Raw genomic sequence first — 17,460 nt, 5'->3', positions numbered from 1 at the left:
ATGGGAACCTGGAACACCGGACCGTTCGACAACGATGACGCCGCGGAACTGCTCGCCGACATCCGTGAGGGCCACATCTACTTTGATGAGGTACTGCCCGGAGTCAACAACCGCTACATCGAGGCGGACCAGGGCGCGATGATCATCGCCCTGGCACACCTGGCTGCCGGTGACGTGCCCGAAGGCATCGACGAATCGCACCTGCAGACCCTCCGCACCCCGGAGACCCGCGAGCGCCTCCGCCAATGCCTCGAGGCCGTGCTTTCCGACGGTGCCGTCTCCGAACTGGCCGGACAGTGGGCTGAAAGCGGCCAGGAGGAACTGCTCGAATGGAAGGCAAAGTCACACGTGCAGTTGGTGTAGCGGCTGCGCTTTGAGCTACACCAGTTCAGAGGTTTCAGTCGCATGTACTAGGGAGGAACTGGCGAAGTAGCGCAACCCTCCCTTTACGAACGCGGAACCGCGACCTTCCTTGTAATGGTGGATGGGACTGGCGGATAGGGTGCGGAGCGTCTCGTAGGCAGACTCCTCGGTGAGGATGTAGACCTCATAGTTCTTGCCCGCGGGAAAACCGTTGTTGAGCCCGAAGCTCATGATCTTCCCGAAGCTGACCGCCTCAGGATCGGGGGACTTCTTCAGTTCGGAGGCTACGGAATGGTTCCAGGTAGTGGGAACCTCGATGCGGATGATCTCGGGAAAGAAGGGTTCAATCCTTCTCCCGTGGTAGAAGCCCAAGTAGCGGACAGGCCCGATCTTTCGGCTCGTTTCATTGATCACAGCCGACACCCGTTGGTAGGCGAGGAATGTCCCTTTACTGGAATCGCCCAGTATCGCCGTGTCCATCGGGGGCTGCACCGGTCTCTGAGCTGCAATTGAACTCACCTGTTCGATCTCAAGAATCCATTGCCCCGCGTCGTTGTCGATCCACTTGGCCAGTTTGGCGATCTTCTTGATCTCGACATTCGGGTCGAATCTGAGCACGGAATCGTGATGGGCGCATCGATTTCGGATCTCGAAAAGATCCTCTACCACCGTTAGCACCGATCTACGGTCACCCTGGGAGTAGGGGAAGGCATGGTAGCATTCGGGTCACGCCGCCTCTGGTCCTTCCGGTACCAAGCGGTGAGGACCCGGATGTAGCCTCTGACGCCGCCTGCGTTAATGCTTGCCGGGTCCTCTTCGATGCTGTTTCGGCCGCCTTTTCCTGAACGTGCGGTCAGTTTGTCGCCTATCATCGTGCCCATGAACCTTCACCCGCTTGTGCAGCCCCTCGAATCCATCGTGAGCACCTGGAAGGGCCTCGGCCGCGGCCACTTCCCGACGATCTCCGACTTCGACTACACCGAGACGATCTCTTTCGACGCGATCCCCGGCAAGCCGTTCCTGCGCTACGAGCAGAAGACCGCCAGCCCGGAGGGTGCGCCGATGCACACCGAGCTCGGCTTCCTCCGCCCGGTCGGGGAGAACCGCCTCGAGTTCGTCATCGCCCAGCCCACCGGTCAGACCGAGCTGCTTCAGGGCACCTACGAGGAGGAGGAGAACGGCAACCTACGCCTCCACTTCGCACAATCCGAGATCCTCAACTCTCCGACCGCCAAGCAGGTCGACGCCACGACCCGCACCTACGTCTTCAACGCGCTGCGCTCCTCGGTGCACACCGAGTTCGACATGGCCGCCGTCGGGCAGGAGATGCAGCAGCACCTGGTGAGTGACCTGTCGAAGTTCTTCTAACCGAGCTCGACGCCCTCGGTACTGACGGCGAAGCTGTAGAAGTCCACTGCACACATCACCCGGGTCTCGCCTTCCGCCACTGCGCAGGAGACGGGGCCCGTCTTAATTCGCTGACCCGGTTGCAGCGGCTGCGTGTTCTCCGTCGCCATGAAGATGCGGTTGACGTTGTGCGTGGTGGCCGGCTCGCCCTGGTGCACAGATACGGCGTTGAAGTCGCCCTCACCCTGGTGGGTGCACATGGCCAGCACGGATTCCTCCGAGTACATCTCGCAGTACGTGCCGTCCGGGCCGACGAACTGCCAGCCCGGCTGCTGCGGCATGGTCAGGCTCGAGGCGAAGGGTGCGGCGTCGGTCTCCGGGACCGCCGCGATCTTCTCGACGAACGCGCTGCCCGGAATACCGAACTCGTTATCCTGCCCAGTGGGGGTGGGGGAGAGCGTGACCTCCTCCGTCACCGTTACCTCGACCGTCTCCGGGGTGGCATCGGTGCTGTCGTCGACGCAGGCGGCGAACGTCGTCGCCAGGAGAGCGACGCCGAGAATGCGGGGCACTGCTGTGATGTGGCTCATGTCGCCACGGTAACCTGGTGTGGGCCTGTCCGGAAGGGGCCTGGGTGGGAGAAGGCGGGCGTCGATAAGCATTCCTACGAGCGAGTACCCTGGACGCATGGCTTTTGCAGCAGAACAACCCGTCCTCTCGCACTCGGAGCACCGCCCGGTGGGCGAGATCGAGCGCAGTGACGGGCAATTCGAGGTCATCTCCGACTACCAGCCGGCGGGTGACCAGCCGACCGCGATCAAGGAACTCGACGAGCGGCTCTCGCGCGGCGAGCGTGACGTGGTCCTGCTCGGTGCAACGGGTACGGGTAAGTCGGCGACGGCGGCGTGGTTGATCGAGAAGCAGCAGCGCCCGACGCTGGTCATGGCGCCTAACAAGACCCTGGCAGCGCAGCTGGCGAATGAGCTACGGCAGCTGTTGCCGAACAACTCGGTGGAGTACTTCGTCAGTTATTACGACTACTACCAGCCGGAGGCGTATATCGCGCAGACGGACACCTACATTGAGAAGGACTCGTCGATCAATGAGGACGTGGAGCGTCTGCGTCACTCGGCGACGTCGTCCCTCCTGAGCCGTCGCGACGTCGTGGTCGTCTCCTCCGTGTCCTGCATTTATGGCCTGGGCACCCCACAGTCCTACCTCGACCGCTCGGTGGTGCTCGCGGTGGGGGAGGAAGTCGAGCGTGACCGTTTCCTGCGCCTGCTGGTGGACATCCAGTATGACCGCAATGACATCGCTTTCCAGCGCGGCACCTTCCGAGTGAAGGGCGATACCGTCGACATCATCCCTGCGTACGAGGAGCTGGCGGTGCGCGTTGAGTTCTTCGGTGACGAGATTGATGCCCTGTACTACATCCATCCGCTGACCGGTGATGCGATCCGCCAGGTGGACGAGGTTCGGATCTTCCCGGCGACGCACTACGTCGCCGGGCCGGAGCGCATGGAAAAGGCCGTCGCGGACATCAAGGAAGAGCTCGCCGAGCGTCTCGCCGATCTGGAGAACCGCGGCAAGCTGTTGGAGGCGCAGCGCCTGCGTATGCGCACCGAATACGACCTGGAGATGATTGAGCAGGTCGGCTTCTGCTCGGGCATCGAGAACTATTCGAGGCATATCGACGGCCGCGGCCCCGGCACCGCGCCCGCCACGCTCATTGACTATTTCCCCGAGGACTTCCTCACTATTATCGACGAGTCGCACGTCACCGTCCCGCAGATCGGCGGCATGTTCGAGGGTGATATGTCGCGCAAGCGCAACCTGGTGGAGTTCGGTTTCCGCCTGCCGTCCGCCATGGACAACCGCCCGTTGACGTGGGAGGAGTTCGAGGCGCGCGTCGGTCAGACCGTCTACCTCTCCGCGACCCCGGGCAACTACGAAATGGCGGCCTCCGGTGGCGAGTTCGTCGAGCAGGTCATCCGCCCGACCGGGCTGGTCGACCCGAAGGTCACCGTCAAGCCGACGCAGGGCCAAATCGACGACCTCATCCATGAGATCCGCGAGCGCACCGCCAAGAACGAACGCGTCCTGGTGACCACCTTGACCAAGAAGATGGCCGAGGACCTCACTGACTATCTCCTGGAGAACGGCGTCAAGGTCCGCTACCTGCACTCAGATATCGACACACTGCAGCGCGTCGAGCTGCTCCGCCAGCTGCGTCTCGGCGAGTTCGACGTCCTCGTCGGTATCAACCTCCTGCGCGAGGGCCTCGATCTGCCGGAAGTGTCGCTGGTGGCCATCCTGGATGCCGACAAGGAAGGTTTTCTGCGCTCGGCTACCTCGCTCATCCAGACCATCGGCCGCGCGGCCCGAAACGTCTCCGGTGAGGTCATCATGTACGCCGACAAGATCACCGACTCGATGCAGCACGCCATCGAGGAGACTGAGCGGCGCCGCGAGAAGCAGATCGCCTACAACGAAGAACACGGGATCGACCCGCAGCCGCTGCGTAAGAAGATCGCCGACATCCTCGACCAGGTCTACGAGACCTCGGATTCTGGCGAGGTGGGGGATGTGGCGGTCGTCGAGACGCGGAACGTGGAGGACATGCCCGCTGAGCAGGTACAGAAGCTTATCGACGATCTCACCGCCCAAATGGGCGCCGCCGCCCGCGAGCTCAAGTTCGAGCTGGCCGGGCGCCTGCGCGATGAAATCCTGGAACTGAAGAAGGAGCTGCGTGGCATCAAGGACGTCGGGATGTAAGGTGTTCGTATGATCAATTACACCAAGATCGCTGTGGGGACCGATGGTTCCGATTCCTCCCTCGAAGCCGTCCGCGCCGCCGCCAGCCTGGCCCGCGCCTACGACGCCGAGCTGATCATCATGGCCGCCTGGTACTCGGCCTCGGGTTCGCTGCTCAATTCCCCGCACTCCGACGTGTCCTCCCTCCCGATCGTGGAGGAGGATGTCGCCGACGAGCACCTCCGCGACGCGCAGAAGGTCGCTGAAGAAGAGGGTGCCACCCGCATCGAGCTGCGCAAGATCTCGGGTGCCCCCGCCGCCGCGCTCACCAAGGCGGTCGCGGAGCTGGGTGTGGAACTGCTGGTCATCGGCAATAAGGGCGTGAATACGCTCTCGGGACGTGTCTTCGGCAACATCCCCACCGAGGTCGTGCGTAACTCCACGGTCAACGTCATGCTCGTGAATACGGCACAGCGCCGGTTTTAGACGACAATCGTTGTTAAACTGGCGGGCAACGAATTACTCCCGAGGAAAGGTTCCGACAGGTCCATGAGCACTTACCAGAAGATTGTTGTCGGCACGGACGGCTCCAAGTCCTCCCTGCTGGCTGTGGAGCGCGCTGGCGCCATCGCTGCCGCTTTCGACGCCACCCTCATCATCGGTTGCGCCTACTACGAGAACGACGAGGACGCGTCCAAGACCCTGCGCCAGGATTCCGTCACCATCCTCGGTGACGAAACCGCACAGAAGAACCTCGCCGCCGGCGAGGAGGCAGCCAAGTCCGCTGGCGCCACCAAGATCGAGAAGGCCGTCCGCCCGGGCACCCCGGTCGAGGCGCTCATGGCTATCGTCAACGACAACAACGCGGACCTGCTCGTCGTGGGTAACCGTGGCATCAACTCCCTGACCGGCCGCCTGCTGGGTTCCGTCCCGGCCGATGTCGCCCGCCAGTCCGACTGTGACGTCATGATCGTCCACACCGTCGACTAAAAAGCTTATCGACGCCCGCTTCAGCGGCCCCGGAACCTCGTTCCGGGGCCGCTTGGCGTTATGTCACCGCTCTTACGGGGCCTTTGCGTACTTACCGGTGGTTCAAACCACCGGTAAGTACTCAACGCCCCTGTTACTCGTGGGGCACCGGCCACTCACCCACAACAGTCAGCGTCTGCGTCGCGCGGGTGACCGCGACGTAGAAGTCCTGCCAGCCCTGGGGCGATTGCTCGACGATGCGAGCGGGGTCGAGGACGATGACGTGGTCGAACTCCAGGCCCTTGATCTCTGAGACGTTGGAGGGGGTGATGACCTGGGTGAGGCCGTCGTCACGCACCTCGGGGATGGTGCCGGCGGGCAGCCACGCGACCTCGTGCCCCGATTCGCGGATGGCTACCGCCGGCGTCGCCGTAGGGTCAATGACGCCGAGCACCTCGTTGGCCACCTCCATGATCTCCACGGGGGTCCGGTAGTTGACCGTGAGCTCGTGGTGGCGGAAACGTGTGCCCACGTAGGGCTCCAACGTGGCGGCCCAGGTGTCGACGCCGGCGGGGGAGCCGGTCTGCGCGGTGTCGCCGACCAGCGTCATCCAGCGGGCGGGGCTGCGGCGGAACACCATCCGCCATTCCATGGGGGAGAGTTCCTGTGCTTCGTCGACGATGACGTGGCCGTAGGCCCATTGCAGGTCCTCGCGGGCGCGTTCGGCGGTGGAGCGGGAATCGCGGATGAGCTGGCGTTGGGCGAGGGTGCGGGCGTCGATGACGTCACCGGCGGCGAGGTGCTCGGCGTCGAAGATGTCGCCGAGGTCATCGTCGTCGACGGAGGCCGAGGACTCGAGGATGTCGAGCAGATCCTGGGCGTCCTCGATGTCGTCCTCGGTGGTGGCGGCATCCTCGTCGAGGTCGGAGAGGCCGATGAGGACGGCGAGCTCGTCGAGCAGCGCGGCATCGGAGGCCGCCCACGGCGAGCCTTCCGGACGGAGCAGAGCCGCCCGGGTCTCGTCGTCGTAACCTGCAGCAGCGACATCGATCGCCTCCGGGGATTCCAGCAGCCCACGCAGCACGCCTTCCGGGGTGAGCTCGGGCCAGAAATCCTCCACGAGCTTCTCGACGCCCGCCTCCTCCGCCAGATCATCATGCAACTGATCGATGTCCGCCCGGGAAAGCAGGTTTGCCCCGCCCAGGGGGTCGGCGCCGATGCTCTCGGCGAGCTGCTCCGCCAGTAGGTCGATGAGGTGCTCGGCGAAGACGGCCCGGGCCTCGTTGTGGGGGCGGCGCGAGCGGCGGGCGCGGGTGCGGGCGGCTTTGACGAGGGGGGCGTCGATAAGCAGGCGAAGCGAGCCGTGGGTGAGTTCGACGGGGGCGTCGGGAAGTATCTGGTACGCGCGGACGGCTTCGCGGAGGATGGTGACCATCTCCTCCGAACCCTTGACCTCGCGGGTCAGGAGGGATTCCGGGGCGGTGCCGGACACGCCGGGGTAGAGGTCGCCGATCGTTGAGAGCACGACGCCCGTTTCGCCGAGTTCCGGGAGCACGCGGGAGATGTACTCGAGGAACGTTGAGTTGGGGCCGACGATGAGCACGCCGGTCTTCGATAGTTGTTCGCGCGCGGTATAGAGAAGGTAGGCGACGCGGTGCAGCGCGACGGCCGTTTTGCCGGTGCCGGGGCCGCCTTCGACGACCATGACGCCGCGGGTGTCGTCGCGGATGATGAGGTCCTGCTCCCGCTGGATCGTCTCCACGATCGACTTCATGTGGCCCGTGCGGGCTGCCTGCATCGCCTGGAACAGTGCTGATTCACTGCCGACGCCCGCGCGATCGTCCCCGGCACCGGGGCCTGAGAGCCACTCATCGTCGATACCGGTGACCTCCCGGCCCGTCGTGCGGATGTGGCGGCGCAGGTGCACGCCCTCCGGCTGCGCGGTGGTGGCCAGGTAGAAGGGGCGGGCCATGGGGACGCGCCAGTCCAACAGCAGGGTGCGGTAGCCCTCCTCGCGGACATCGAGGCCCATCCGGCCTATGTAGCGGCGATCCAACTCCGGGTGGCCGGGGACCGGATTCTCGGGCTCGGTGGCCGGATCCTCGATGTCGATGCGCCCGAAGACCAGACCCAGCTGAGCCAGGTTCAGGCGGTCGAGCTTGGCGTTGAGGCCGTGGTACTCGGTTTCGCGGCGGATGAGTGCGTCTGCGTCGGGGTTGGCGGGGTCAACCTCCAGCTGCACCTGGCGGAGGCGTTCGTTGGCGGCGGCGACCTCGGCGTCAAGACGCGCGAAGAGGTCGTCCACATAATCCTGCTCGTGGGCGATCTCGTGGTTGGTGCTCACCTGGGTCTACCTCCTGAAAAGAACGGATCATCCAGGATAGCGCGAATCGTCACACCTCGGTGTTCCCACGTCACTTTCACCCGGGCCATCTTGCGACCTGGGACAATACCGAGCAGCCGGAAAACCCACGTGGGAACACCGAGGTGATACCAAAAGAGAAACCCCCGCTGGAGCGGGGGCCTGACTAAAAGGGTTTAGATGCCGAGCTTCTTCTGGGCCTTGCCGATAGCCTTGTCGGCGCGGGACTGCAGCTTGTCGGCCTTCTTACCGGCCTTCTTGGCGGCGCGGCCGGACTTCTTCTCGGCGGTGGCGAGAGCATCGTCTGCGCGCTTCTGGGCCTTGGAAGCGGCCTTGACGAAACCCTTGCGGGCGGTCTTGGCGTTATCCTCGGCGGCGGCCAGCCAGTCGTCCTTGTTGTCCTGGAAGTAGTCGGACACCTTGTGGGCGGCGCCGGCGGCGGCGGTGGTGGCAGCCGCGGCGGTCGCGGTGGCGGTGTCCTTCCAGTCGTCCTTGTTGTCCTCGTAGTAATCCTGCGCGCGGGTGGCGTACTCGGTGACCTTGTCGGTGGCGTCGTCGAACCAGTCGCGGGCGGAGTCGGTGAACTTCTCGGTCTCCGACTTGGTGGGCAGAGCTGCCTGGACCTTCTTGCCGGTGACCTCAGCGGCCTTGTTGGCACGCCACTTCAGGCCGGGCTTGCCAGCGGTGTCGGCGGAGGTGATGAACAGGCCGCCGAGCAGGGCCAGGTTGGTGAGGAAACCGGAGCGGCGGGCGCTGCGCTCCGCGGCGTCCTGGGTCTCCCAGAAGGCGTGGCGGGAGATCATCGTCGGCACGGCGACGGCGGCGAGGACGGTGGCAGACACGCGCGGCATGAAACCGACAGCCAGGGCCGCGCCGGAAGCGATCTTGGTGCCGCCGACCGCGCGGACGACCAGCTCCGGGTCGCGCGGGACGCGGCGGGCGTACTCACGGGGGAGGATCGCGCGGGCGCGCTTGATCAGGGTCTCCGCCGCCTCGACGTGCTCAGAGGTGTTGAGCAGGCTGTCGGCGCCGTCGGCGATATAGACCGAGGCGATCATCGGACGGGCGATCTTGCGGATCATCGTTGTTCTCCTTGATTCATGCGGCAGTTTGTACTTCATCTACTCTAGCGAGGAATTGTCACCAGCGACGCTCCCACCAATCGTCCAGGTGGGGGCGCTCGGCGCCGAGGGTGGTGCCTTCGCCGTGGCCAGGGTGCACGAGGGCGTCGTCATCGTAGGTGTCGAAAATTCGCTGGGTCACATCCTTGAACAGGCGGACAAAGTCGCTTTCCGAGGTCGTTTTTCCCAGTCCTCCCGGGAAGAGGCTGTCGCCGACGAACAGGTGAGTCTGCCCGTCAATCTCCGCGGCCAGCGCCACCCCGCCGGGGGTGTGACCGCGGAGGATGGCAATGGGGAACTCATACCCCGCGAAAGGGAGGGTGTCGCCGTGATTGAGTTCCACGTCGGCGTCGGCCGACAGGGCGGGGGAGTCGAGGAAGGAGGCGTAGTGGGTCGCGTTGGTGGCCGTGAGCACCTCGGGGAGTGCCCGGTGGTGGTCCGGATGGCGGTGGGTGGTGAGGACGGCGGTGATTTTCGCACCGGCCTGCTCCGCGAGGTCGAGGAGGGCGGGGGCGTTGTCGGCGGCGTCGATAAGCAGGGCTTCGTCGCCTGCGACCAGGAGGTAGCAGTTGTTGTCCATCTCTGAGACGGAGATCTGATGGAGTGAGAGGTTGTTGGTCATGTCACCCAGAGTAGCGATGGACGGCCAATCGGTAGTATGTTCGAGGGAGTATCTTCAAACGGGAGGAATCTTAGTGGCGGACCGACTGGTCGTGCGTGGAGCGCGCGAGCACAACCTCAAGGGCGTGGACATTGACCTGCCCCGCGACACGATGGTGGTTTTCACCGGCCTGTCGGGTTCGGGCAAGTCCTCGTTGGCGTTTGACACGATCTTCGCGGAGGGGCAGCGCCGCTACGTCGAATCGCTGAGTTCCTATGCCCGCATGTTCCTCGGGCAGATGGATAAGCCGGACGTTGATTTCATCGATGGGCTTTCTCCGGCGGTGTCGATCGACCAGAAGTCCACGAACCGTAATCCGCGCTCGACGGTGGGCACGATCACGGAGATCTACGATTACTTGCGTCTTCTCTTCTCCCGCGCTGGCACGGCACATTGCCCGGTGTGTGATGAAAAGATCACCCGCCAGACCCCGCAGCAGATCGTCGACCAGGTGCTCTCCCTGGAGGAGGGCCTGAAGTTCCAGGTCCTGGCGCCGGTGGTGCGCACCCGGAAGGGCGAGTTCGTCGACCTGTTCAAGGATCTCGCGGCGCAGGGTTTCGCGCGTGTGCGGGTTGACGGTGAGGTGTACCAGCTCTCGGAGCCGCCGACACTGAAGAAGCAGATCAAGCACGATATTGACGTGGTGGTGGACCGCCTCCAGGTCAAGGAATCCCAGAAGCAGCGCCTCACCGACTCGGTGGAGACAGCCCTGGGCCTGGCAGATGGTCTCGTGGCGCTGGAGTTCGTCAGCCGGGCCGAGGATGATCCGGAGCGCTATGTCCTGTATTCGGAGAAGTTGGCCTGCCCGAACGGCCATGCCCTCGACATCGACGAGTTTGAGCCGCGCGCGTTCTCCTTCAACTCGCCTTATGGCGCCTGCCCGGCGTGTGACGGTCTGGGGACCCGCACCGAGGTGGACATCGACCTGATCATCCCGGACCCGGACGCCCCGGTCATCCGCGCGGTGCAGCCGTGGACCGCGAGCCCGAACGCCAGCTACTTCGAGAAGCTCATCGAGGGCCTGGCCAAGGCTCTCGATTTTGACCCGGCGACCCCGTACAGCGAGCTCACCCCGGCGCAGCGTAAGGCGTTGGTGCACGGGTCCACGACGGAGGTGGCGGTGCGGTATAAGAACCGTTATGGCCGCATCCGCAACTGGACTGCCCCCTTCGAGGGCGTCATGGGTTATCTGCACCGCAAGATCGACACGGTGGAAAGTGAGTGGTCGAAGGATCGTTTCCTCGCCTACACCCGCGAAGTCGCGTGCCCGACGTGTCAGGGCGCGCGCCTCAAGCCGGAGATCCTGGCCGTGCGCCTGGAATCGAGCTCGCAGGGAGCGTTGTCTATTGCGGGTTTGACGGAGCTGTCGATCGAGGACGCCAGCGAGTTCCTCGACACCCTGGTACTGGGCCGCAAGGAGGAGATGATTGCGGGCGCGGTGCTCAAGGAGGTGCAGGCCCGCTTGCAGTTCCTGCTTGACGTCGGCCTGTCCTATCTCACTCTCAACCGCGCCGCGGGTACCTTGTCGGGCGGTGAGGCGCAGCGTATTCGCCTGGCCACCCAGATCGGTTCGGGCTTGGCGGGGGTGCTCTATGTCCTGGATGAGCCGTCGATTGGCCTCCATCAGCGCGATAACCAGCGGCTCATTGCCACTTTGAAGCGCCTGCGGGACATCGGTAACACGCTCATTGTCGTCGAGCACGATGAGGACACGATCCGTGAGGCGGATTGGCTCGTCGACATTGGGCCGAAGGCCGGTGAGTACGGCGGCGAGATCGTCTACCAGGGCGAGCCTGCCGGCATTTACGATGCCGAGGGTTCCATCACGGGCGATTATCTGGCAGGCCGCCGGGTGCTCGGCGTCCCTGCTTCTCGACGTCAGGTCGACCCCGCACGCCAGCTCACCGTCGTGGGAGCCCGGGAAAATAATTTGCAGGGTATCGACGTGTCCCTGCCGCTCGGCGTGCTCTGCTGCGTGACGGGTGTCTCAGGTTCGGGAAAGTCGACTCTGGTCAACCAGATCCTGGCCAAGCATCTGTCCAACGAGCTCAACAAAGCCCGCCAGGTGCCGGGTCGCGCCAAGCGGGTGGACGGTACCGAGCACCTGGACAAGCTCGTCCAGGTCGATCAATCACCCATCGGCCGCACCCCGCGCTCGAATCCGGCCACGTACACGGGTGTGTTCGACAAGATCCGCAAGCTTTTCGCCGAGACCACCGAGGCGAAGGTCCGCGGCTACAAGGCGGGCCGTTTCTCCTTCAACGTCAAGGGCGGGCGCTGCGAGGCCTGTCACGGTGACGGCACTCTGAAGATCGAGATGAACTTCCTGCCCGATGTCTACGTTCCCTGCGAGGTGTGCGATGGGGCCCGCTACAACCGCGAGACCCTCGAGGTGCGTTATAAGGGCAAGACCATCGCCGAGGTCCTCGATATGCCGATCTCGGAGGCCGCTGTCTTCTTCGAGCCGATCAGCTCGATCCATCGCTACCTCCAGACGCTTGTCGACGTCGGCCTCGGCTACGTCCGCCTCGGACAGGCCGCGACCACGTTGTCCGGCGGTGAGGCCCAGCGCGTGAAGCTGGCCTCCGAGCTGCAGAAACGTTCCCAGGGACGCACGATCTACATTCTCGATGAGCCGACCACCGGCCTGCACTTCGAGGACGTGCGCAAGCTCATGCTGGTTATCCAGGGGTTGGTGGACAAGGGCAACTCGGTGATCATCATCGAGCACAACCTGGATGTCATCAAGGCTGCGGACTGGATCGTGGACATGGGGCCGGAGGGTGGCTCCGGCGGCGGTCAGGTCGTGGCTGAAGGCACCCCGGAACAGGTGTCGAAGGTGGCTGGCTCCTATACCGGTCAGTTCCTGTCCGAGGTGCTCTGATCCTCGCGCCGCCGGGCCCTCAGGGAGGCCATCGCCAGCAGCGCGATGCCGGAGGCCAAAAAGGCCAGGGCCCGCGGCAGTCCCTCCAGGGCTCCTAAGTCAAAGAACACCAGCTTGACCACGCCAGCGACCGCCAGCACCATGCCCGACCCCAGCGATGCCCGATCACTGAGACCGGGCGCGGCCAGCAGGATCCACGCCGCCAGGACCATCCACAGCACGCTCACCGCGGCGTGGCCGATGAGATAGCCCAGCCACATGCCGTGGGTGGCGGCGATGATGTTGCCCAGCCACGTGGCGGCGGTGACGACTGTGACCATCGACAGGTGCAGGCCCACCACGGCCAGCGCCACCTGCACCCGCACGGGCATTGCGGCCAGCGGGCGGCGGTGGGTGAGGATCACCCCCAGGAACACCGCGATCAATGCGGCCTGCACGAGCGCGATGTGGTCGGTGAGCCACAGCGGCGACTTGGTCAGGACATTGCGCGAGAGGGTGAAGGTGACAATCAACGCCGCACCCAGCCAGAACGCCCACGGCCACACCCGGGACTCCTCCTGGGCGTCCAGCCAGATGACGGCGAGGATGGCGCCGATGAAGAAGAGGGCGACGACGATGGTGGCGTCGATAAGCGGACCCGCTCCGAACGGTGGCGTCAACCACCACACCAGCACGAAAGCGACCGCCGTGGCGCACACGCCCACGACCCCGAGCAGGTGATTGTGCCGGTAGCCGAGCCAGGCCAGTCCGACCGTGGCGGGCACCAACAGCCAGATCGCCCACGTGCCGGCGGCCGCCGGGGCCGACAGCGCCAACAATCCCAGCGGGGCCAGGAAGACGGTGATGACGTCGGTGCGCTCGTCCGCAGCCGGGAAACGCAGGCCAACCGCCGCGAAGAGCAGAGCCGACACCAGGCCGATCACCGCCACAGTCAGCGCAGTGGCGGAGGTGGCGTCGGCGTAGACCGCGAGGATGTCCGTCACCACCCAGCCCTGCAGCAGCGCTGCCATCACGGCCGCGACCGCCCGCACCAGCCCGTGGCGCGGATGGAAAACCAGCAGTGACAGCGGCAGGAACATCAGTAACCACGTGGTGGGGATGTGGGCGCCGTAGAAGGCGGGGACGATGAGGATGGTACTCAGCGTCATGATCAGAGCCACTGTAGTAAGGCCGCGGGCGGCGGTGATCGCCAGCAACGCTAACCAGACCGCCAGGAGTACCGTGACCGCCAACCAGTCCGGCCACCAGCGCAGGATATTGAGCAAAGCCCACAGGATCACCGTGCTTACCAGCCACGATGTGACGACCAGTGCGGTCACGCCGGCTGCTGCGCGGTGACGCGAGCGATCCAGCCACAGTCCGGCAGCCAACAATCCGGCGGCCAGCAGAGAGGAGAGCAGTACCCGGCCCAGCGGGCCGAGCAGACCGGCCTGGATGGCCAGCGCCACCGCCAACCCCACACCCGCGACGGTGATCAGTGAACCGGCGACGGCCACCGCGCGGATGACCTTCGTCTCCGTCGGCACCGGCGGCTTCGCCGGCGCCATCAGTTTCGGCGGGGTCGGCGGCACCGGGTACGTGGCGGCCGCCGGCGGGGGAGGCGGGCCCAGCGGCACCGGCGACAACGTAGGGGTGGGGGCAGGGGCTGGGGCGGTTTGCCGGGCGACAAGATCGGTGAGGGAGCGGCGGGCGTCGGCAAGCGCGGCCTCAGCGGCCTCAATCCTGCGCAGCGTGAGCTTGAGCTCCATGGCATCCCGGGCATGATCGGTCATGAACTTCACCCTATTACTCCGACAGGTTCGGGGCGAGACCTAGGATGAAAAGCATGAATCCGCAGGATCCGGAGACCTCCTCATTCCCGGCGCAGTACCCGCCACCGCAGCAGATCCCGCCGCAGGCACCGCCCCGCCGGGACCGCTCGGGGCTGGCAGTCGTCCTACTGGCCTTGCTGTTCCTCGGTGCCGTGGCACTGGGCGTGTGGATGTACAACGCCTTCCTGCGCAGTGACCAGGAACCGGCCCCCACTGCCGCACCCACCCCCACGACCGTGGTCACCGTCACCCCCACGACCACCAGTGACAGGCCGACCACGACCGTCACCTCCACCTCCGAACCGGAGCCAGAGCCGGAACCCACCACGGAGGAGACAACCACCGAGGAGCCCACCACGCCGCCACCGCCGGCCTACCGCGCCCCCGACGACGCGGTGCAGTGCGCCGCCAACGTCAACTGGCGGATATTCCGGGCCAATGACCAGACCAGCTGCGCTTTCGCGGAGAATGTCGCCATCGGGATGGCCGGGCACGCCGGGGACGACACCGCCCATGAGATCCGTGTGAACAGCCCGGTCACCGGCCAGAACTACCTCATGAGCTGCTACCCGCAAGGCGACAACACCTTTATCTGCGAGGGCGGGGACCAGGCCGTGGTGATCCTCGAGGACCGCGCCGTACGTGACTAATCAACGCCCGGTATAGTTCCCGCCTGTGAAGACAAGGTGGATGATGCCTGCGTTGCTATGCCTGGGGCTGGCGGGTTGTGGGGTTGAGGGGGACGTCGATAAGCAGGAAGCGCCGGAACAACCAGCCATTGACCTGCAGGCGGAGCTTATCGACATCGCGCGCGCGGCCGCCGCTACAGGCGGACGCGTTGGCATCGCACTCGCCACCGGCGACGAGGTCATCCACGTCGGCCTCAGCGGGGAGTCGTGGGCGTGGTCGACGATCAAGGTGCCGCTGGCGATCGAGGCCGAGCGGCGCGACGTCGCCGGCGAACTCATCGACCCCACCATCACCCTCTCAGACAACAACACCTCCTACCAGCTCGCCCGCAACATCGACTTCGACCTGAGCGAACTGCCGCACGTGCCCGAACTTGACCCGCTACCTGGAGAAACGCTCTGGCCGTTGCGCGAGCAGGCACAATTCGCCGCTGAAATCCCGTGCCTGGATACCGGCGGCAGCACCTATGCGGCGATGGCGGAAATCGTCGACTGGCAGAGCTACGGCCTCGCGGAAATTGACGGCGCCCGCTTCAAGGGTGGCTGGGGTATCGACGCACCGCACCAGTACTCCATCCGCCAGCTCGCCACCGTGCCCGTCGACGGCGGCTACATCGGCATCGCCGTGCAGACCTACCCGGACGACGCCTCGCACGACCAGGGTATGGCGGTACTCGACGTCATCGGCCAGAAACTGGACCAGCTTATCGACGCCCACGACCTCACCCCGGCAGCGATTTGCAATGCGTACTAGTACGCATTAATGTACTCCCCACTACCACCCGTGCACCTTCTCCAGGAGCTCGGGCCACAAGCGGAGATCATCCCACCTCATGCCGCCGGCGCGTCCGGTTGGATACAGGTCAAGAGTAGGTCAGTCCCTTCAGGGCTGTCTTATTTGAGAGATCTCCCGCCTTCGGTAACATCCGGCAGGCGGGTTTTTCTCGTGGAGGAAATCCTCGCAAGTGGCACGGTACGTTTCACGAAACCCGCTACTTGAGGAGTCACACATCAGCGCTGAAGCTCGCATTAATGAGCGTATCCGAGTTCCCGAGGTCCGCCTTGTCGGCCCGGGCGGTGAGCAGGTCGGAATCGTCCGCACGGACGATGCCCGCAAGCTCGCATACGAGGCAGACCTCGACCTGGTCGAGGTGGCCCCGAACGCAAAGCCGCCGGTCGCGAAGATCATGGACTACGGAAAGTTCAAGTACGAGCAGGCCCAGAAGGCCCGCGAGTCCCGCAAGAACCAGCAGCAGACTGTGGTCAAGGAGCAGAAGTTCCGTCCCAAGATCGACGACCACGATTACGAGACGAAAAAGGGCAACGTGATCCGCTTCCTGGAGAAGGGATCCAAGGTCAAGGTCACCATCATGTTCCGCGGCCGCGAGCAGTCGCGCCCGGAGCTCGGCTTCCGCCTCCTTGAGCGCCTCGCAGAGGACGTCAAGGACCACGGCATCGTCGAGACCCGCGCCAAGCAGGACGGCCGCAACATGACCATGGTGATCGGACCGCTCCGCAAGGGCAAGAAGTAGACACCGTTTTCAACCGGGATTTAAGGACTTAATTCTCATGAAGCAGAAGACCCACAAGGGCACCGCCAAGCGCGTGAAGATCACCGGCTCCGGCAAGCTTCGCCGCGAGCAGGCCAACCGCCGCCACCTCCTCGAGGGCAAGCCGTCCACCCGCACCCGTCGCCTCAAGGGCACCGTGGATGTGGCCCCGGCTGACACCAAGCGCATGAAGCGCCTCCTCGGCAAGGCTTAAGACAAGCCGCCTCCCCACCCCACATCTCAAACGTTTAAGGAAGTATCACCGTGGCACGTGTCAAGCGGTCCGTCAACGCCAAGAAGAAGCGTCGCGCAATCCTCAAGTCCGCCAAGGGCTACCGCGGCCAGCGCTCCCGCCTCTACCGCAAGGCCAAGGAGCAGTGGCTGCACTCCATGACCTACTCTTACCGCGATCGCCGCGCGCGTAAGGGTGAGTTCCGCAAGCTGTGGATCCAGCGCATCAACGCCGCTGCCCGCATGAACGACATCACCTACAACCGTCTCATCCACGGCCTGCGCCTGGCTGAGATCGATGTCGACCGCAAGATCCTCGCCGAGCTGGCCGTCAGCGACTTCGCTGCCTTCTCCGCTCTCTGCGAGGCCGCCAAGGCTGCTCTGCCGGAGGACGTCAACGCCCCGGTCGCCGCTGCCTAAAGCCGCTTATCGACGCCCCGCCGGTCCGCCGGCGGGGCTTCGCTGATTCTCGGTCGAGTTTCTGCCAAATGTCAGACGGGCCCTGGGGCTTAGGTCCGGAGTCCAGGTCCTACCGGTGGTGGGGTGTCTGACGTTTCGCAGAGCCCGCTCACGGTCTGCCAAATGTCAGACGGGCCCTCAGTCTTAGGTCCGGAACCGCAGGCCTACCGGTGGTGGGGTGTCTGACGTTTCGCAGAGCCCGCCCACGGTCTGCCAAATGTCAGACGGGCCCTCAGTCTTAGGTCCGGAACCGCAGGCC

At 64.8% G+C, this 17,460-nt stretch carries 17 protein-coding genes; 11 read left to right on the top strand and 6 right to left on the bottom strand.

What is annotated here, in order from left to right; translation table 11 throughout:
* Entirely contained in the window at positions 1-363 is a 363-nt protein-coding gene (locus tag Q4G50_RS02975; protein ID WP_303376157.1) for a DUF4259 domain-containing protein, read from the top strand.
* Positions 364-378: 15 nt separating this feature from the next.
* Here the strand turns inward: Q4G50_RS02975 and Q4G50_RS02970 are convergent, their stop codons facing one another.
* Positions 379-981: a hypothetical protein gene (locus Q4G50_RS02970; protein ID WP_303376156.1), complete on the bottom strand. Its 603-nt coding sequence runs from the start codon at positions 979-981 to the stop codon at positions 379-381.
* 261 nt (positions 982-1,242) lie between these two features.
* Here Q4G50_RS02970 and Q4G50_RS02965 point away from each other — a divergent pair, with 261 nt between their 5' ends.
* Positions 1,243-1,731 (top strand): FABP family protein, encoded by a 489-nt coding sequence (locus tag Q4G50_RS02965; RefSeq protein WP_303376155.1) that lies wholly within the window; start codon positions 1,243-1,245, stop codon positions 1,729-1,731.
* On the opposite strand, the gene Q4G50_RS02960 is transcribed toward Q4G50_RS02965, so the two are convergent.
* On the bottom strand, positions 1,728-2,300 hold the full coding sequence (locus tag Q4G50_RS02960; RefSeq protein WP_303376154.1) for a hypothetical protein: 573 nt from the start codon (positions 2,298-2,300) through the stop codon (positions 1,728-1,730). The genes Q4G50_RS02965 and Q4G50_RS02960 overlap by 4 nt on opposite strands.
* Before the next feature lie 97 nt (positions 2,301-2,397).
* Between Q4G50_RS02960 and uvrB the strand changes: the two genes are divergently transcribed.
* From uvrB to Q4G50_RS02945, 3 genes are all read left to right on the top strand, one after another.
* Positions 2,398-4,485 carry an excinuclease ABC subunit UvrB gene (uvrB, locus tag Q4G50_RS02955; RefSeq protein WP_303376153.1) on the top strand — a complete coding sequence of 696 codons (2,088 nt, stop codon included), beginning with the start codon at positions 2,398-2,400 and terminating at the stop codon, positions 4,483-4,485.
* A gap of 9 nt (positions 4,486-4,494) precedes the next feature.
* Positions 4,495-4,950 (top strand): universal stress protein, encoded by a 456-nt coding sequence (locus Q4G50_RS02950; protein WP_303376152.1) that lies wholly within the window; start codon positions 4,495-4,497, stop codon positions 4,948-4,950.
* A gap of 63 nt (positions 4,951-5,013) precedes the next feature.
* Positions 5,014-5,454: a universal stress protein gene (locus tag Q4G50_RS02945; RefSeq protein ID WP_303376151.1), complete on the top strand. Its 441-nt coding sequence runs from the start codon at positions 5,014-5,016 to the stop codon at positions 5,452-5,454.
* Between the two features lie 133 nt (positions 5,455-5,587).
* On the opposite strand, the gene Q4G50_RS02940 is transcribed toward Q4G50_RS02945, so the two are convergent.
* The 3 genes from Q4G50_RS02940 to Q4G50_RS02930 all read right to left on the bottom strand — a co-directional run bounded on the left by Q4G50_RS02940 (position 5,588) and on the right by Q4G50_RS02930 (position 9,538).
* Entirely contained in the window at positions 5,588-7,777 is a 2,190-nt protein-coding gene (locus tag Q4G50_RS02940; RefSeq protein ID WP_303376150.1) for a UvrD-helicase domain-containing protein, read from the bottom strand.
* Positions 7,778-7,971: 194 nt separating this feature from the next.
* Complete coding sequence (locus Q4G50_RS02935) at positions 7,972-8,877, bottom strand: DoxX family protein (protein WP_303376149.1); 906 nt, start codon at positions 8,875-8,877, stop codon at positions 7,972-7,974.
* A 58-nt stretch (positions 8,878-8,935) separates the two neighbouring features.
* Entirely contained in the window at positions 8,936-9,538 is a 603-nt protein-coding gene (locus Q4G50_RS02930) for an MBL fold metallo-hydrolase (RefSeq protein WP_303376148.1), read from the bottom strand.
* A gap of 73 nt (positions 9,539-9,611) precedes the next feature.
* Here Q4G50_RS02930 and uvrA point away from each other — a divergent pair, with 73 nt between their 5' ends.
* On the top strand, positions 9,612-12,461 hold the full coding sequence (uvrA, locus tag Q4G50_RS02925; RefSeq protein WP_303376147.1) for an excinuclease ABC subunit UvrA: 2,850 nt from the start codon (positions 9,612-9,614) through the stop codon (positions 12,459-12,461).
* Here the strand turns inward: uvrA and Q4G50_RS02920 are convergent.
* Positions 12,437-14,233: a hypothetical protein gene (locus Q4G50_RS02920; RefSeq protein ID WP_303376146.1), complete on the bottom strand. Its 1,797-nt coding sequence runs from the start codon at positions 14,231-14,233 to the stop codon at positions 12,437-12,439. The genes uvrA and Q4G50_RS02920 overlap by 25 nt on opposite strands.
* A 53-nt stretch (positions 14,234-14,286) precedes the next feature.
* Between Q4G50_RS02920 and Q4G50_RS02915 the strand changes: the two genes are divergently transcribed.
* From Q4G50_RS02915 to rplT, 5 genes are all read left to right on the top strand, one after another.
* On the top strand, positions 14,287-14,922 hold the full coding sequence (locus Q4G50_RS02915) for a hypothetical protein (protein WP_303376145.1): 636 nt from the start codon (positions 14,287-14,289) through the stop codon (positions 14,920-14,922).
* A 25-nt stretch (positions 14,923-14,947) separates the two neighbouring features.
* Positions 14,948-15,715: a hypothetical protein gene (locus tag Q4G50_RS02910; RefSeq protein ID WP_303376144.1), complete on the top strand. Its 768-nt coding sequence runs from the start codon at positions 14,948-14,950 to the stop codon at positions 15,713-15,715.
* Between the two features lie 211 nt (positions 15,716-15,926).
* Positions 15,927-16,493, top strand: coding sequence for a translation initiation factor IF-3 (infC, locus tag Q4G50_RS02905; RefSeq protein WP_303376143.1), 567 nt, complete (start codon positions 15,927-15,929; stop codon positions 16,491-16,493).
* Positions 16,494-16,530: 37 nt separating this feature from the next.
* Positions 16,531-16,725, top strand: coding sequence for a 50S ribosomal protein L35 (gene rpmI, locus Q4G50_RS02900; RefSeq protein WP_085549674.1), 195 nt, complete (start codon positions 16,531-16,533; stop codon positions 16,723-16,725).
* 50 nt (positions 16,726-16,775) lie between these two features.
* Positions 16,776-17,162 (top strand): 50S ribosomal protein L20, encoded by a 387-nt coding sequence (gene rplT / locus Q4G50_RS02895; protein ID WP_085549673.1) that lies wholly within the window; start codon positions 16,776-16,778, stop codon positions 17,160-17,162.
* The last annotated feature ends 298 nt before the right edge of the window (positions 17,163-17,460 follow it).

The organism is Corynebacterium sp. (assembly GCF_030538285.1).
Taxonomy (GTDB): domain Bacteria; phylum Actinomycetota; class Actinomycetes; order Mycobacteriales; family Mycobacteriaceae; genus Corynebacterium.
This window is presented reverse-complemented; position numbering and strand designations above follow the sequence as displayed.

Bases quoted from the DNA above. Each gene is read 5' to 3' on its own strand.
- Q4G50_RS02935 (WP_303376149.1), bottom strand. From the start codon at position 8,877: ATGATCCGCAAGATCGCCCGTCCGATGATCGCCTCGGTCTATATCGCC.
- Q4G50_RS02945 (WP_303376151.1), top strand. From the start codon at position 5,014: ATGAGCACTTACCAGAAGATTGTTGTCGGCACGGACGGCTCCAAGTCC.
- rpmI (WP_085549674.1), top strand. From the start codon at position 16,531: ATGAAGCAGAAGACCCACAAGGGCACCGCCAAGCGCGTGAAGATCACC.
- Q4G50_RS02975 (WP_303376157.1), top strand. From the start codon at position 1: ATGGGAACCTGGAACACCGGACCGTTCGACAACGATGACGCCGCGGAA.
- Q4G50_RS02965 (WP_303376155.1), top strand. From the start codon at position 1,243: ATGAACCTTCACCCGCTTGTGCAGCCCCTCGAATCCATCGTGAGCACC.
- Q4G50_RS02920 (WP_303376146.1), bottom strand. From the start codon at position 14,233: ATGACCGATCATGCCCGGGATGCCATGGAGCTCAAGCTCACGCTGCGC.
- Q4G50_RS02960 (WP_303376154.1), bottom strand. From the start codon at position 2,300: ATGAGCCACATCACAGCAGTGCCCCGCATTCTCGGCGTCGCTCTCCTG.
- Q4G50_RS02950 (WP_303376152.1), top strand. From the start codon at position 4,495: ATGATCAATTACACCAAGATCGCTGTGGGGACCGATGGTTCCGATTCC.
- uvrB (WP_303376153.1), top strand. From the start codon at position 2,398: ATGGCTTTTGCAGCAGAACAACCCGTCCTCTCGCACTCGGAGCACCGC.
- Q4G50_RS02915 (WP_303376145.1), top strand. From the start codon at position 14,287: ATGAATCCGCAGGATCCGGAGACCTCCTCATTCCCGGCGCAGTACCCG.
- Q4G50_RS02930 (WP_303376148.1), bottom strand. From the start codon at position 9,538: ATGACCAACAACCTCTCACTCCATCAGATCTCCGTCTCAGAGATGGAC.